The following is a 16241-nucleotide window of genomic DNA, read 5'->3' as shown; positions in this document are numbered from 1 at the left end:
AATATAAATAAAAAAAGGAAATGACAAAGGCAGAATTGGTAAACACCATCTCAAATAAATTGGGAACTGAAAAGAATGAAACCCAGAAAGTTATTGAAGCTTTTATGCAGGAGATCAGAACGTCAATGTATAATGGAGATAATGTATATCTAAGAGGATTTGGTTCATTTATTATTAAAACCAGAGCAGCAAAAACAGGAAGAAACATTTCTAAAAACACAGCAATCGAAATTCCTGCTCATAATATCCCAGCCTTTAAACCTTCTAAAACCTTCGTAGAGAAAATCAAAACGAAAGTGCCAGTAAAGTAATAAACTAAATAATAAATATAAGTTACAAACAAAAAAAATTAAAATTATGCCAAGCGGAAAGAAAAGAAAGAGACATAAGGTTGCGACCCACAAAAGAAAGAAAAGAAGAAGAGCAAACAGACATAAGAAAAAATAATCTCTTTGCGATTTAATATATAACAAATATAGTTGGTGTTTTTATCTATTTAAAATTACACCGGCTATATTTTTGTTTTAATCAAAAGGTTAAAATTTTGCCAAAATTGATTATACAAAACCAAGAAACTATTAAAAAATTGAGCAATTAGAATTGATTTTTTCAGAATTTCTAAGACCCTTAATATTTTAATCCACTATCAACAGAATGAAGAAAGAACTGATTATATCACATGAAGACGAGCAATCAAAAATTGCCCTACTTGAAGACGGACGCCTTTTTGAGCTCCACGAACAGGAGGACAAAAGTGATTTCGTAGTCGGCGATTTATTTATCGGTAAAGTAAAAAAACTCGCACCCAATTTAAATGCTGCTTTCGTAAGCATAGGGTATGAGAAAGATGCTTTCTTGCATTATCAGGATTTAGGTCCACAATTTCTTACATACAAAAAGTTTCTACAAGACACCGTTTCAAAAAGACAACACAATTCGTCCCTAAAGAATTTCGAACTTGAAAAAGAAATTCATAAAAATGGAACGATTGATAAAGTTCTGGCAAAAGACGACAGCGTTATTCTGCAAATTACCAAAGAACCAATTTCTACCAAAGGACCGAGAATCTCTACCCAGATTTCTCTAACCGGAAGATTTCTAGTCCTAATTCCGTTTGACAAAAGCGTCTCGATTTCTAAAAAAATCACCAACTCTGAGGAGAAGGAAAGACTTAAAACTTTAATTGAAAGCATTAAGCCTGAAGGTTTTGGTGTGATCATTAGAACGGTAGCTGAAGGAAAAAAAGTGGCTGAACTTCACAATGACATGAATCAACTGATTCAGAAATGGGAAACGGCTTTTAAAAATCTTCAGAAAAATAAAGTTCCAAGCAAAGTATTGAGTGAAGAAGATAAAGCTTCCTCGATCTTACGAGATAACTTTAATGCAGATTTCGTTTCTATTATTTGTGACGATGAGCAAATGGTTGATGACATGCGTAATTATATCGAAGTCATCGCACCGGAAAGAAAAAATATTGTTCAGTTCTACGATAAACCAATTCCTTTGATGGAATATTATAACGTAGAAAAACAGATGAAACAGAGTTTTGGGAAACACGTTAATATCCCAAGTTCGAAAGGTGCCTATTTGGTTATTGAACATACGGAAGCACTTCACGTGGTAGATGTCAACTCCGGGAATAATCTTTCCTCAGGAGCAGGTTCATCTAACAAGGAACATGCGTTGACTGTGAATAAAATGGCTGCTACTGAAATCGCTCGTCAACTCCGTTTGAGAGATATGGGCGGAATTATAGTCGTTGATTTTATTGACATGATCAATGCCGATCACCGACGTGATTTGTATGAACATTTCAAGAACGAAATGAGCAGAGATAAGGCAAGACACAAAATTTTACCTCCAAGTAAATTCGGCTTAATTCAATTGACCCGTCAAAGAACAAAACCGGAAAAAGTAATCAAAACCAAGGAAGACAATCCTAATATCGACGGAGAAATCCTGGCACCAATCGTAGTGGTTGAGCGTATGGAAGAAGTCATCCGTAATTTGATTCAAACCGAAAAAGGAAAATTGTTTTTACATGTACATCCTTTCGTAGAAGCTTATTTAACCAAAGGTTTACTAAGCATCCAAGTGAAATGGTACTTGAAATACAAAAAATGGGTAACGATTATCCCAAGAGATTCTTTTAAATATTTAGAATACAAAATGGTCAATTCCAAGAAAGAAGAATTGATGAGTTATTCAAATTAAGAAAGACAAACAATCGTATTATAACTTACAACTTCCGAATATTTTCGGAAGTTTTTTTGTGTATTGTTGAAACCACAAAAGTCACAAAAGCTATATTCTATGAATTAAGTTTATACGTCTTTATGCTGATTAGAAAGTTCACAAAAAATTCTGCGTGGTAATTTTAAAAGTCAAACTTAATCATTCTTAATTTCTTGGTATTGAAAATAGAATCATGTCATTTTCTGATCTTTCATCTATTTCAAATGGATAAAAGAAAAATTTGTAGTAATATATTCTATTAATAACTCTTTCATATATAATTGATTTTTAAAACCTTACGATTAAACTTTAGAAAATAGTTAGTTTAAATAATAGTACTATATTTGAAATCATAACTTTACTAAACTTCATCTAATGAAAATAAAAATTACGCTTTTAATAGTCCTGATTTCTTCGATCGGCATTTTCGGACAAAACTTCGACAAACTACTTTATTCCAAAAAAGATAAACCAACGGTCCTTATTAATGAAAATATTATTGCCAATTGGGAGGTGGTTAATACACTTCCGAAGGAAGCGATCAAGGAGATGATCGTAATGAAATCTATGCAAAAGGACCAATACGCGGCTACCTTTCCGAATTTAAGTCAATACGGTTTGATTCTTTGCAAAGTAGATTCTGACAATATCGAAACGAAAACTCAGCACGAAATCAAAACATTTTTGGGCGCAGATTTAACAACGAAAATCTACGTCGATGGTTTTTTATTAATGAACGATAACTATCTCATCGCTACAAAAAGCATTAAGGAAATTGAATTTATTAATCCAAACGAGCAAGATTTAAATGAAGATAAGATTATCAACATCTGGACTTTAACTAAAGATACAAGATTGGGTTCTTTGGACCTTCGTAAAACTGAACTGCAAAAGAATAAATAATAAAATTACTTTTCAATCAATGTAAAAATGCGTTATCACTATTTGCTCTTTACCCTATTAACTTTATTACTGAACTCATGTGATAAGGAAAAAACAAGCGAGAAAATAATGATGAAAACAGACAATGAAAAATTAGTAAACCAATATTTTACCCACTTTAATAATCATGAGTGGTCAAAAATGGCAAATATGTATTCGGAAACTGCTGAGTTCAAAGATCCCTCCTTGGGACGTGGAATCTTTAAACAAACCAGACAACAGACCATCGATAAATACACGGAACTCAACAAAACATTTCCCGACTTACATGATAAAGTGATTCAAATTTATCCTTCTGGCGATCAACATATAATAGTTGAATTTGTTTCAAGTGGAACTGCTCCTGATGACACGAAATTCGAACTGGCAATCTGCACCATTTTCACCATTGAAAAAGGATTAATAACTAAAGACTTTACGTATTACGACAACTTTGAGGAGGAGGCTGCTAAATAGTTACTTACTTTTAAAATATTTTTGATAAAACGCATTGTTCATCACCACTGCTTTTGCGATTTCCCAAAATTATTTTTAATAGATTTGATTAAGTAAAAATCTCACTTTCATCCTTCTATTAAAAATAGACAACAATGAAAACCATCTATTCCTATTTCCTGCTGGCACTGTTTCTCATCAGTTGTAAAACCGCCGCTCCACCGCAAGATCAAATTCCAGCACACGAAACTTTAAATATCAATTCGGTAATTCTGGGCGAAACGCGTAATATTAATATTTGGACACCAACAGATTACGCCAAAAATCCTAATTCTTTACCCGTTCTTTATATGCCCGATGGCGGCTTGAAAGAAGATTTTCCTCATATCGCAAACACACTTGCTGAACTCATTGCTGCTAAAAAAATCCCACCTACGATTTTGGTCGGAATTGAAAATACTCAACGCAGAAGAGATTTAACGGGACCAACTCAAGTTGCCAAAGACAAAGAAATCGCACCTGTAGTTGGCGGCTCTGCAAACTTCCGGGAATTTATCAAAACAGAACTGATTCCAGCAATCAATCAAAAATACAGAACGACTTCTGAGAAAGGAATTATCGGCGAATCTCTGGCCGGACTTTTCGTGACCGAAACCTTATTGTTAGAACCGAATTTATTTGATTATTATATCGCCTTCGACCCATCCATCTGGTGGAATGATTCCTATATCGAAAAACATGCTCCAGACTATTTGACGAAATTCCCAACCACTGAAAAACAATTTTGGTTTGCAGGTTCTGCCGATACTTCAAAAGAATCCAGAGCATTTGCAAAAGCATTCGAAGCAGCAAATTTGCTAAATCTGAAATGGTATTTTTCTGATGAGCCAAAGGAAAATCACGGCACAATTTTTCGTGCAAAGAAAGAGAAAGCGCTAATTTGGACAATGAATAAGAGGTAGCTATTGATTAAGTTAAAATGTTTTTCCCACATCAGAAATGGAAGTGATACGACTATTCCAATTTAAAAATTAATTATCAAATGGAAATCACCGTTTTAAATTATATAAAAGTCAATAATCTTCCCAGTGGTTCCGGTATGGCAAAATATGGCGGTGGCTATTATGCTATTGGCGATGATTCCCCGTATTTATTTTTCTTAAACAAAAAATTCCAAGTCATTTCTAAAACGCTTATTTCAAATAATAAAGATTTCAATGGCGAAAGAATTATTAAAGCGGAAAAGGCAGATTTTGAGTCCGTGGAATTGATTAACGGAACTGAAATGGTTACGTTTGGTTCCGGCGGAAAATCGCCGCAAAGAGATGTTCTGGTACGCATCTTATTGCACCAACCGCTGGAAATTGAGAATTATGATATCACTCCATTTTATAATCATTTAAGAAATCTGCCCGAGTTCAAAAATTCTGAACTCAATATTGAAGCAACCGCTTTTTACGACAATCAACTTTATCTTTTTAACCGCAAAAAAAGTTTAATTATAAAATTTAACTACACTCATTATTTAAGTTTTATTAAAGGAGAAGCTGAGCTGCCAACGCTGGAAATAAAGGAATTTTTCTTGCCAAAAATCGATGGTATTGAATCGGGATTTTCCGGTGCCACAATTCTACAAAAGGATTCTAAAATTATTTTCACAGCGTCGGTTGAAGATTCCATTAACGCTTATGAGGACGGCGAAATATTAGGCAGTTTTATTGGAATGATTGACATTTCAAATAATACCATTTCTAAAACTTATCAATATTGCGCAATCCCCAATAATGACGAAAAGTTTAAAGTAGAATCCGTAACCATCGACGAAGAAATCGAAGTTGGAAAAACCAAACTTATTTTGATAACCGATGATGACGAGGGAAGTTCAACGATTATCGATTGTGTGATTTCGTGGTAATTGCAGTTTAATTAAAATGATGTTAACTACTGTAGTTAGTACAAACTTACTTGTACTTAAATAAAGACAAATTACAAACTAAAAATAATTACGCTTCGTAACCTATTTCTATTATACCTTTGTATTCTATTGGAGATGAAGACTCTAATGAAAATTCCCTAAAGAATCTGAAATTTATAAAGCTCAATTTTGAGTTAAAACAATAATATGATTAAATTCTATTTAATTGTCGCACTTCTTTTTCTGGTTCCTAAATTGGGGTTTAGTCAAGACCTGATGGATTATACGACGGTAAAAACAAATTCAGGAGAAGTAACGATTCCCGGAAATTGGACGCAATTAAATACACTTCGCAAATCCGGTCAAACCTATTTAGAAAACGACGAAGGAATTATCATTGCAGTTGCAGAAAACCAAAAGAAGACCTATCCTTTTTATAAAGCAAATCAGTCAGATATTGAAAACTTAAAAGCATTCTATAAATGGGATTCAGATTTCAGGAAAAAAAGCAACTTTCAAACTCAAAAAATTAAAGAGAGTGCAGACTCAGAATTTATCATTTGGAAATATAAAGATAAACTGGATAATGTATTTCTCATCGGTTCCTCAGAAAACAACTTCTTAAGTCTTTTGATTTACACCAATCACTGGACCCAAAGTGAAAAAATACAGTTCCTGGAAAATCTCTATCAGTTAAATAAATAACTGCAAACTGAAAAATAAGAGAAGTTTTCAAGAATGAATTGATGCGCTGACCGTTTTGTTTAAACAAGAAATATCTTCAAACAGAATTGGATCTATAAGCAGGTTGGTAACAACTGTAAAACGACACTGGATTAATTTTAACATCGCGAGATCATGTTAAATCTATTAAATAAAAAAGTGACCTCCCGTTTTGCTTCAGTCGACAGCACTACAGCTAACCAACTCGCAGCAAACCAACTTTTAGAAGCCGCAAAAGCTGATCAGCAAAAACTATATACCCAACTCGAAACCACTGATGAAGGACTCACCAATCAACAGGTCCTAAAAAAACGGTCGGTGTATGGAATCAACGAAATCGCACACGAAAAAGCACCCTCCTGGTACATTCAGTTACTTGGTGCATTTATAAATCCCTTTAACGGAGTTTTATTTTTAATTGGTGCAGTTTCCTTTTTCATGGATGTCATTTATGCCGCTCCCGGCGACAAAGATTACAAAGAAGTGATTGTGGTCGTGCTCATGATTCTGACCAGTGTTTTGTTAAGATTCTCGCAAGAGTTTAGAAGCAACAAAGCGGCAGAACAGTTGAAAAGCATGGTGAAAACGACCGCTTCCGTTCTGCGAAAAGACACCGGTAAAATTGATGTTGATATTAAAGAATTAGTGCCGGGAGATCTCATTTCTGTATCTGCCGGTGATATGATTCCGGCCGATATCAGAATACTTCATTCCAAAGATTTATTCGTAGGACAGTCGATCTTAACCGGTGAAGCCATGCCTGTTGAGAAACATGATACTTCTTTGGCGGACAATTCTGAAAAATCTTCACTCGATTTAGAAAATATTTGTTTCCTCGGCACCAATGTAGTGAGTGGAACTGCTCGTGCGATTGTAGTAACCACAGGAAACCAAACCTACTTCGGCTCAATGTCTAAATCTCTGGTTGGCAAAAGAGCTGAAACAAGTTTTGAAAAAGGTGTCAACAGTGTCAGCTGGTTGCTAATTAAGTTTATGTTTGTGATGGTTCCGCTGGTCTTTTTGATTAATGGAATAATGAAGGGAAACTGGCTCGAAGCGTTCATGTTCGGGATTACCATTGCCGTAGGATTGACGCCCGAAATGTTGCCCATGATTGTTACCACCAATTTAGCGAAAGGCGCTGTAAGCATGAGCAAAAGAAAAGTAGTCGTTAAGAGATTAAATGCTATTCAGAATATCGGCGCAATGGACGTTTTGTGCACCGACAAAACCGGTACTTTGACCCTTGATAAAATAGTCCTGCAAAGACATCTCAATATTCATGGCATTGAAGACGACGAAGTTTTTAAATGGGCTTACCTGAATAGTTTTTATCAAACCGGCTTAAAAAACCTGATGGATTTGGCCGTGCTCGATTATTATCAAAACCACGAACATGTGCACGCTGATTTAAAGCTGGAAGAATTTAAAAAAATAGATGAAATCCCTTTTGATTTTAACCGCAGAAGGATGTCTGTTATTTTGGAAGAAAAAAACGGCAACCATTTTTTGATCTGCAAAGGCGCCGTAGAAGAAATGCTGTCGGTCTGCACTCGGGCGATTGATCCTGGCGCTGATGACCAAAGTCAATTTTTCACCGATGCCATTATTCCTTTAGACGAAAACCTCAAAAACAAAATCATCGAAATCACCGATAAGCTGAATGAAGACGGACTTCGGGTTTTGGTTATTGGCGTAAAAGAAAGTGATGCGCGGCCACTCACCTATTCCATTGCTGATGAATGTGATTTAGTATTAACCGGTTTCATCGGTTTTCTCGATCCTGCAAAACCATCCGCAAGCCAGGCCGTTCTCGAATTGCAAAAATTAGGTATCACCGTAAAAGTGCTCACCGGCGATAACGGAATTGTGACCAAAAAGATTTGCCGCGAAGTTGGTATTCCGGTCACCAATGTGCTGCTCGGCAATGAGTTGGAAAAAATGACCGATGAAGATTTTAACAGTAAAATCGACACCATTTCCATACTCGCAAAATTAAGTCCGCTCCAAAAATCCAGAGTCGTAAAACTGCTACAAACCAAAGGACATACGGTCGGATTTATGGGCGACGGCATCAATGACGCCTCCGCTTTGCGCGACGCAGATGTTGGGATTTCAGTTGATACAGGCGTAGATATCGCTAAAGAAAGTGCCGATATTATCCTGCTCGAAAAAGATCTAATGGTTCTTCAAGATGGCGTTATCTATGGTCGAAGAACGCACGGCAATATCATCAAGTATATAAAAATGACCGCCAGCAGCAACTTCGGAAACATGTTCAGCGTTTTGGGAGCGTCGGCTCTATTACCTTTTTTACCAATGCTTCCAATACAGATCTTGATCAATAATCTTTTGTACGATTTCTCTCAAATATCAATTCCCTGGGACAGAATGGATCCCGATTACATTCAAACTCCACACAAATGGGACGCCAGCGGCATCAGCAAATTTATGATCACCATCGGCCCGATCAGCTCCATTTTCGACTATGCGACTTTCGCTTTGATGTGGTTTATATTCAAAGCCAATTCGCCGGAGCACCAGAGTTTATTCCAGACCGGATGGTTTGTAGAAAGTCTGATCTCCCAAACTTTAATTGTTCACATGATCCGCACACGTAAGATCCCATTTATTCAAAGTTGGGCTTCCGCACCCGTCGTCGCACTCACTTCCGCAATTATGGCCGTCGGCATCCTCATTCCCTTCTCCCCTTTTGCCACCGCTTTCAAAATGGTGCCGCTACCATTCAGTTATTTCCCGTGGTTACTCGCTATTCTTTTCAGCTATTGCCTTTTGACTCAATTCGTAAAAACCTGGTTTATCAAAAAATATGATCAGTGGTTATAAATTAACGAAATCATGATTATGCGGATTTCATGATAGCGCGGATTTCAATTCCGTGCTAATTTTCTCACATTCTCGAAACTGACCAAACTTACTTTAATTTTTATTTGGGCGCCTATTTCCGTCCTCCGTTCCCGCTATTTTTTTTGCCAGCGCTTTTGGCCGTGCAAAAAAATGAGCTCCACTCAGGCCGGGGCGCAGATTATCGCAGAGATTGAGATTTAGATGGAAATTCACAAATAGAAAAGCTATCGTAAAATAATTATTGTTGCGTATATTTGAGAGTTGTCTGCAATTGCAAAAAAAACCATACTTAAATTTAATAAATGAAAAAATTTAATATATTAATAATTCTTTTTTTTATTTCGTTATTTCTAAATTCCTGTGCGCAAACCACAAAACTTACTAATGGAACTAAAGTTCTTTCAAAAAAGTTTAAAAACACCAGTAAATTCGATGCTTCGACATTAAAAAATATTGATATTGACTATTTCTACGAAAAAGTAGATTTTTATATGGCTGATAAAAATTTTAATAAAATCAGAGAAATTGGAAGCGATACAAATCGTAAAATTCAGTTTTACAAAAATGGACGAGTTAGATTTTTTAGTTTAGGAATTGAAGGCGCAAATCCAAAAAATGCGGGACGACGAGGAATTATTTTTACAAGAGATAATTCATTAGTAATTAATTCGCAAACTGCTAATCAAGATGGAAATTTGTCTGTTGGAACATACAAAGTAAAAGTTTTAGGAGAAAAAATTTATTTATTAGATATTTCTTCAACATTATTTTTTAAACCAAGTCAATATATGTGTTATGAATATGTAAAAACTTATAAAATTCCCGAAGATTGGAAAAAATATTCTGCAGACTGGTAAGCAACTGCCGATAACAGCGGTTTTGCAATAGTGCGGAATTTTCGCAAGTTTAAATTCTAAAATGCCACCTGAATGTTTATACGTTAATAATTTTGCACAATATTGTGAAGACAAAAATATTGTTGTGAAACCTTACATAGAAATGACAGTAGAAAATTGTGAGCCAAAAAAAGGGTTGAATTATTACACAAAATTTAATGATGAAAAATTCATTATCAAAGGTGAATTAATATATTACATAAACACAAATAAGAATTGTGCTAACGAACAATTTGAAATTAAAATTCATAGATAAAAGCAATTCTACTAACAAGTATTTCTATTAGCGGATCTGAAGTTCCTATCATCAAGATTTTTGCTAATTGTTCAATTTGTTATATTTACAAAGACTTGTTATAAAAAGTCCCAACCGTTGTATTCACTTTCCGAAAAAACATGCATGAAAAAATATTTGCAAATTTTAACAATTTCAATTTTGTTTATTGTAATATCGTGTGTTTCAAAATCAAAAATTGAACCCGGAAATTATAACGAAAAAATTGACGGAATTTCTATAAATTATACGATTTCAGGTAAGGGCCCAATAATGATCGTTGGACATCCAAATTCTGGAAAAATTGGATATGAATTAACATTAAAACCACTCGAAGATAAGTTTACAATGGTTTATTACGATTCTCGTGGAACCGGTAAATCTGATGCACCCAAAAAAATTGATGATTATAATAATGATAAATTGACAAATGAGATTGATCTATTACGCAGAAAACTTGGCGTCAGTCAAATTTGGCTTTTTGGTCATTCAGACCAAAGTGCAGTAGCATTACAATACGCAGTTGAACATCCTCAAAATGTTTTAGGTTTAATTTTAACAGGTACAAGTTTTATTGGAGATATGGATGAAACAATTAAACGTAGAAAAGATACAGAAAATAAAAGAAAAAATGAATCTGCATGGTTTCTACAAGTTGTCGAAGATTGGGAATACATGTATGTAAATGACACTGACAAAGACAAAAACGGCAGAGATCTATCTGACGCTCCCTTTAAATGGTGGACGTACGATCAAGAAACTTTTGAAAAAGTAAAACCAATAATAAAAAGAATTGCGGAAGAAGGAAGAAGAAAACCGATTGCAGGAAAATCTTATTATGAAACCCAAACACAACGACAAAAGTATTTGGATATTCAGAAAAAATTTAAAACGCTACAAACAAAATCTTTAATTATAAATGGAAAATTTGACACCAATAATCCTCCAAAATTTGCAGAAGAATTACAAAGAAATTTACCAAATTCAAAATTAATACTAATCGATAAAGCTGGTCATTTCCCATGGGTTGAACAACCTGAAAAGACTTTTGAAGAAATTAACAGATGGCTAAATAATTGAAACGAAGAAGAAACAATAGACAACATTTCTATGATTCAAGTTTAACTTTTAACCAAAGAACTTCATACCTCCTTTCATTATTTTCACAAAGATTTCTAACAACTCTAAAAAGCAATTTCAATTATCAGTAAGTTTTAATTTTCTAAAAAGATAATTATGAATTCAAAAATCGATTTAAAATCATATTTCCAACGTATTGGCTATAAAGGGGAACAGACCACAACACTGGAAACTCTTCAGCAATTGCATCGACTTCATACCCAAGCGATTCCTTTTGAAAACATCAATTCTTTCATGGGCATTCCGGTAAAGCTCGATATACAATCGCTGCAGCAAAAATTAATCGGTGAGCGTCGTGGTGGTTATTGTTATGAGCAAAACTTACTATTCAAAGACATATTAGAAACGCTGGGATTTTCTGTTAAAGGACTTGCAGCGCGTGTACTCTGGAATCAACCGGAAGACAAAATCACCCGAAAAAGCCACATGTTATTATTGATCAATTATGACGGAAAAAAATATATTGCCGATGTCGGTTTTGGCGCAATAACCCTCACAGGCGCATTGTTATTGGAAACAGACAAAGTACAAACAACGCCGCATGAATCTTTTCGTCTTACAAAACCTCATCAGGAATACTATTTTCTACAGGTTCAGATCAACAATGAATGGAAGACTTTGTACCGTTTTGATCTGGAGGAACAATTTCTGCCCGACTACGAAATGGCAAACTGGTATCTTTCAAATAATCCCGAATCGCATTTTGTAACCGATTTTATTGCTGCACGTCCCGATATTGGTCGGCGATACACCCTTAGCAACAATGTATTTAAAGAACATTTACTCAACGGAAATACAAAAAGCAATACACTTACCACTTCGGGCCAATTGAAAAACGTACTCGAAAACGAATTAAAATTGACACTTCCCGCCAACTTATCAATCGATGAAATGTTTGAAAAAGCACAAGCTTCGGCTAAAAGACAATAGATCATTCTGCCGTTCGAAAAAGATATAATCAAATGGACAAAATAAATTTAAAAGAAATTCAAAAAATTGTGGAGGATCTATCTAAAAATCTTCCGGAAAAAATACTAATAAATTCATTCGTAACATTTGGAAATCAAGAAGACTTCGCAAAACCAAATATTGAAATTGATGATTCTGAGAATTTTAATTTTATAATTGTGGAGCGAGGACAGGAATTAGAGAAAAGAATTACTCTAAATTTAGACGATATACTTTACTGGATCTTCGAAATAATTACGTTTAATCTGGCTTCGAAATAATTACGTTTAATCTGGCTTCGAATTTTGAACTGAAACACAGAAATGGTGACTTTGATTCCAGACGACTACTATTCAAAAAGCAAGAAGAATTTTTAGGACTCATTTCTGACCAATGGAAAGTGAAAAAAGAAAATGAACATCGCGAAATATTGAGCATTTATCCATTTCGAGATTAAGCTGAAGGTTTTTTTTCATCAAAGTCTCCAGATTTTGATGAAATAGTACTCACCACGCTACCGAACGAATCCTTTCGTGTGGTCATTATTAAATGTAAACATCAGTTCACTTTAGACCACGCTACTGAACGAATCCTTTCATGCGGTCATTATTAAATTTAAACATAAATTCACTTTAGACCTTTCTATATTATAAACCACACGACATATTTGTCTGAAAAAGTGTTTAAAAATAATTCGTAAAAACTACCCGTTTACAAAACCGCAAAACCCTGCCTTTCAATGAAGTAAACATCGTACCTTTGATTGTATATTTCTCTGTTTCATTTAAATACTAAAGTCATGAAACAACAACTTCAAAAAATTAGTGAAAGCCAAAAAGCCTCTTGGAATAAATTTTCACGCGGCTGGAAAAAGTGGGAACAGAAACTGTATGATCATATGCAGCCCACAAGCGACGGAATGATTAACCTGCTGAAACCCGAAGGTTCACAAATTATATTAGACATTGCCGGAGGAACTGGCGAACCGGGTTTAAGTATTGCCCAGATGCTTAACGAAGGAAAAGTAATAATCACCGATTTGTCTGATGAGATGCTTAATATCGCCCGTGAAAATGCCTCAAAAAAAGGAATTACAAATGTTGAGTTTAAGGCTTGCGACGTTAGTGAACTTCCTTTTCCTGATAATACTTTTGATGCCGTTAGTTGCCGTATGGGATTTATGTTTTTCCCTGACATGCTTTTAGCAGCCAAAGAAATACGTCGGGTATTAAAACCCGGTGGAAAATTTGCGACGGCAGTTTGGGGTTCATCTGATAAAAATTTCTGGGGAACTGCAATCGGTAATACAATTAATAAAAACATGAATTTGCCCAATCCATCTCCTGATGCGCCTGGTATTTTTCGCTGTGGTAAAAGTGGCTTAATGATCGATATTTTTAATCAGGCAGGTTTTAATAACAGTTCTGAAACTGAAGTAATCTGTAAATTAAACTGTGAAACTGCTGAAATATACTGGGAACTAATGACTGAAATCGCAGCTCCTATCGTTGCATCAATGGAGAATGCTGACGAAGCCATGAAAGCCAAAATTAAAAAAGAAGTTTGCGAATTGATCAATGAAAAATATCCGGCTGGAAATGTAGTCATTGATGGAATCGCACTTTTAATTTATGGTGAAAAATAACTTTCTAATACTAAATAAATCATTTGTGCAAAGACTTTAGATTTTAGACTTTAAAGAAACTAGAAATCCGACCTCAATTTAATACAATCTCAAACTCTTAACCATATTCCCGAACAAAAAAAACGGCACTTTCAGTGCCGTTTATCAATTATTCAAACAGAAAAGTTTATTTAAAATCGTCTGCTGTCGCTTTGTTTAAGACATAAGATTGTACATCCAACTGCATATCCTGTCCCATTTGATTTACTTTGATGGTGAACGGAAATTTTACGCCGTCAACATCTTTGTAATTGGAATAGTAAGTCGGAACTTCGATTTCCTGACCCTGCATTTTCTGCTTTTTAATCTCCCCTACTTTTAAGCCGGTTTTCACGTCATAGTAGTAAGTCGTATCGGCAGATTTTACAGCGTACGCATCTGCTCCTTCTATTTTCTCGATTCCACCAAGCGTGTAATCTTTAGAAGTTGCAAAAGTTAATTCCGGGAAAAGGTTTTTTTCTTTGTCATAAGCCGCCATCATTTCTGCGGGCATATCCATTTTATTTCCCTGTGCAGTCATTGAACCTTTTTTACCATCATACGTCATTTTCTGAACGGTGTTACCCATCATAGAAACTTCCATATTTACTTTTCCACCGGTTGCCTGCGTATTTTTAATACCCAGTTCCATTCCTTGCATTTTAGTGGTTGAAACAGAAGTGATTGAAGTAATCTTCGAAACTTTATCTTTTCCACCAATCGCTGCAATGTATTTATCTGCCACACTTGCTAAAGTTACATTAGCGTCAACTTTTTTCACTTCAGGTTTCGCAACCGGGTTTCCGTAGGTATCAAAATATTTTACAGGATAACCCAAAGTATCCAGCTGATCCGCAAACTGACTCGTTTTCCCTGCCACAAATATTCTCATATTATTTGGCTTGATGAAAGTATCAGTCGCTTTCTGAACTTGATCAATCGTCAAGGCATCCACCGATTTCAAATAATTAGTATAGAAATCTTTTGGTAAATCCTGAGTAATCAAATTCAACGCAAATCGCGCTACCGTTTCCGGTCTTTCCAGTGACATAATGAAAGTCCCTTTTATTTTTTCTTTCGCATTTTTCAGTTCTTCCGGTTTTATGGTTTTGATGCCTTTAATTTCCGTCATGAATTCTTTGATGGCTTTGTCTGTTACTTCACCACGAACATTCGCCGTTCCTCCAAAATTAGAATTGTATTTCGACGTATCAATTGAAGTATAAGCGCCATAAGTAAATCCGTTTTTCTCACGAAGGTTCATATTCACACGGGTTTCCAAACTTCCACCACCTAAAATATAATTCGCCGTAGTCGCAGCAAAATACTGTGGATCTTTCATTTTTAAATCATGAAGATCTCCTAACTTAATAACCGATTGTGCTGCGGTCGGAACATCCACCACATCGATTTCAGTTTTGGCAACATTGGTGAACTTCGGCAAAGAAGGATATTTGTAATCTGATTTTTTCCAGCCGTCGAAGGCGTTCTCAATCATTTTCTTTACTTCATTGTACTTTACGTCCCCAATTACAACTAAGTAGCCATTATTAGGTGCGTAGGATTTTTTGTAATAATCCTCAACATCAGCTAAAGTGATCGCGTTTAAAGTCTGCTCAGTTTCATACTCACCCATCGCCGTATTTTTGCCATAGGTCAACACATTGTAAACACGACGTCCAATAACCTCAGCACTTAACTCACTCGATTTTAAACCCGCAATTCCTCTCTCTTTTGATTTACTCAACTCCTCATTCGAGAATTTCGCATCCGTAGCTCCGGCCGCAAAGAGAGTTAAAATTTCAGGGTAATATTTTGAAAGTGTACTGGCACTTGCACCATCTCCACCATAATTAATACTAGCTCCCAGGAAATCTACTTTTTTATTAAACTCGTCTTTTGATATTTTCGAAGTTCCGCTGCCCAAAAGGTCAGCCATAATACTACTTACGCCAGCTTTGCTTCCTTCCACCATTGGTGGACGGTCAAATGATAAAGTAGTACTTACTCGTGGTAATTTATGATCTTCTACAACCATCACCGTTAAACCGTTTTTCAGTTTAAAAGTTTGGGGAGTTGCGATATTTACAGTCGGCGTAGGTCCCGGTTTCGGCATTTGGTTAAGGTCGATAACCTGTGCACTCATAAAGCCAGAAACAAAAAATACGGCGGCAATACTATATAATGATTTTTTCATTT

General features: G+C 35.3%; 14 protein-coding genes. 13 read left to right on the top strand and 1 reads right to left on the bottom strand.

The window, feature by feature from the left end; all coding sequences use genetic code 11:
• The first annotated feature begins 20 nt into the window (after positions 1-20).
• From Q73A0000_RS00225 to Q73A0000_RS00165, 13 genes are all read left to right on the top strand, one after another.
• Entirely contained in the window at positions 21-311 is a 291-nt protein-coding gene (locus Q73A0000_RS00225; protein WP_133439951.1) for an HU family DNA-binding protein, read from the top strand.
• A 343-nt stretch (positions 312-654) separates the two neighbouring features.
• The gene (locus Q73A0000_RS00220; protein ID WP_193812093.1) at positions 655-2217 is read left to right on the top strand and encodes a ribonuclease E/G; all 1563 of its coding nucleotides are present in this window, start codon (positions 655-657) and stop codon (positions 2215-2217) included.
• A 396-nt stretch (positions 2218-2613) separates the two neighbouring features.
• Positions 2614-3141: a hypothetical protein gene (locus Q73A0000_RS00215; RefSeq protein WP_193812092.1), complete on the top strand. Its 528-nt coding sequence runs from the start codon at positions 2614-2616 to the stop codon at positions 3139-3141.
• A gap of 108 nt (positions 3142-3249) precedes the next feature.
• Positions 3250-3636 (top strand): nuclear transport factor 2 family protein, encoded by a 387-nt coding sequence (locus tag Q73A0000_RS00210; RefSeq protein WP_193812091.1) that lies wholly within the window; start codon positions 3250-3252, stop codon positions 3634-3636.
• 134 nt (positions 3637-3770) lie between these two features.
• Positions 3771-4577, top strand: a complete 807-nt coding sequence (locus Q73A0000_RS00205) for an alpha/beta hydrolase (protein ID WP_193812090.1) — start codon at positions 3771-3773, stop codon at positions 4575-4577.
• An 80-nt stretch (positions 4578-4657) separates the two neighbouring features.
• Entirely contained in the window at positions 4658-5530 is an 873-nt protein-coding gene (locus Q73A0000_RS00200; protein WP_193812089.1) for a DUF6929 family protein, read from the top strand.
• Positions 5531-5737: 207 nt separating this feature from the next.
• Complete coding sequence (locus tag Q73A0000_RS00195) at positions 5738-6235, top strand: hypothetical protein (RefSeq protein WP_193812088.1); 498 nt, start codon at positions 5738-5740, stop codon at positions 6233-6235.
• 153 nt (positions 6236-6388) lie between these two features.
• Positions 6389-9100 (top strand): magnesium-translocating P-type ATPase, encoded by a 2712-nt coding sequence (gene mgtA, locus Q73A0000_RS00190; RefSeq protein WP_193812087.1) that lies wholly within the window; start codon positions 6389-6391, stop codon positions 9098-9100.
• A 323-nt stretch (positions 9101-9423) separates the two neighbouring features.
• Positions 9424-9978 (top strand): hypothetical protein, encoded by a 555-nt coding sequence (locus Q73A0000_RS00185; protein ID WP_193812086.1) that lies wholly within the window; start codon positions 9424-9426, stop codon positions 9976-9978.
• A 439-nt stretch (positions 9979-10417) separates the two neighbouring features.
• A complete protein-coding gene (locus Q73A0000_RS00180) occupies positions 10418-11371 on the top strand; it encodes an alpha/beta fold hydrolase (RefSeq protein ID WP_193812085.1) in 954 nt (317 codons plus the stop codon).
• A 156-nt stretch (positions 11372-11527) separates the two neighbouring features.
• Positions 11528-12361 (top strand): arylamine N-acetyltransferase family protein, encoded by an 834-nt coding sequence (locus tag Q73A0000_RS00175; RefSeq protein ID WP_193812084.1) that lies wholly within the window; start codon positions 11528-11530, stop codon positions 12359-12361.
• A gap of 32 nt (positions 12362-12393) precedes the next feature.
• Positions 12394-12660, top strand: coding sequence for an Imm63 family immunity protein (locus Q73A0000_RS00170; protein WP_193812083.1), 267 nt, complete (start codon positions 12394-12396; stop codon positions 12658-12660).
• A 518-nt stretch (positions 12661-13178) separates the two neighbouring features.
• Positions 13179-14024 (top strand): class I SAM-dependent methyltransferase, encoded by an 846-nt coding sequence (locus Q73A0000_RS00165; protein ID WP_193812082.1) that lies wholly within the window; start codon positions 13179-13181, stop codon positions 14022-14024.
• A 166-nt stretch (positions 14025-14190) separates the two neighbouring features.
• Here Q73A0000_RS00165 and Q73A0000_RS00160 read toward each other — a convergent pair whose 3' ends face one another.
• Positions 14191-16239 carry a M16 family metallopeptidase gene (locus tag Q73A0000_RS00160; RefSeq protein WP_193812081.1) on the bottom strand — a complete coding sequence of 683 codons (2049 nt, stop codon included), beginning with the start codon at positions 16237-16239 and terminating at the stop codon, positions 14191-14193.
• Positions 16240-16241 lie beyond the last annotated feature (2 nt).

Source organism: Kaistella flava (ex Peng et al. 2021) (genome assembly GCF_015191005.1).
Classification (GTDB): domain Bacteria; phylum Bacteroidota; class Bacteroidia; order Flavobacteriales; family Weeksellaceae; genus Kaistella; species Kaistella flava.
The sequence above is the reverse complement of the archived record's forward strand: the minus strand, read 5'-3'. Positions and strand labels throughout refer to the sequence as shown.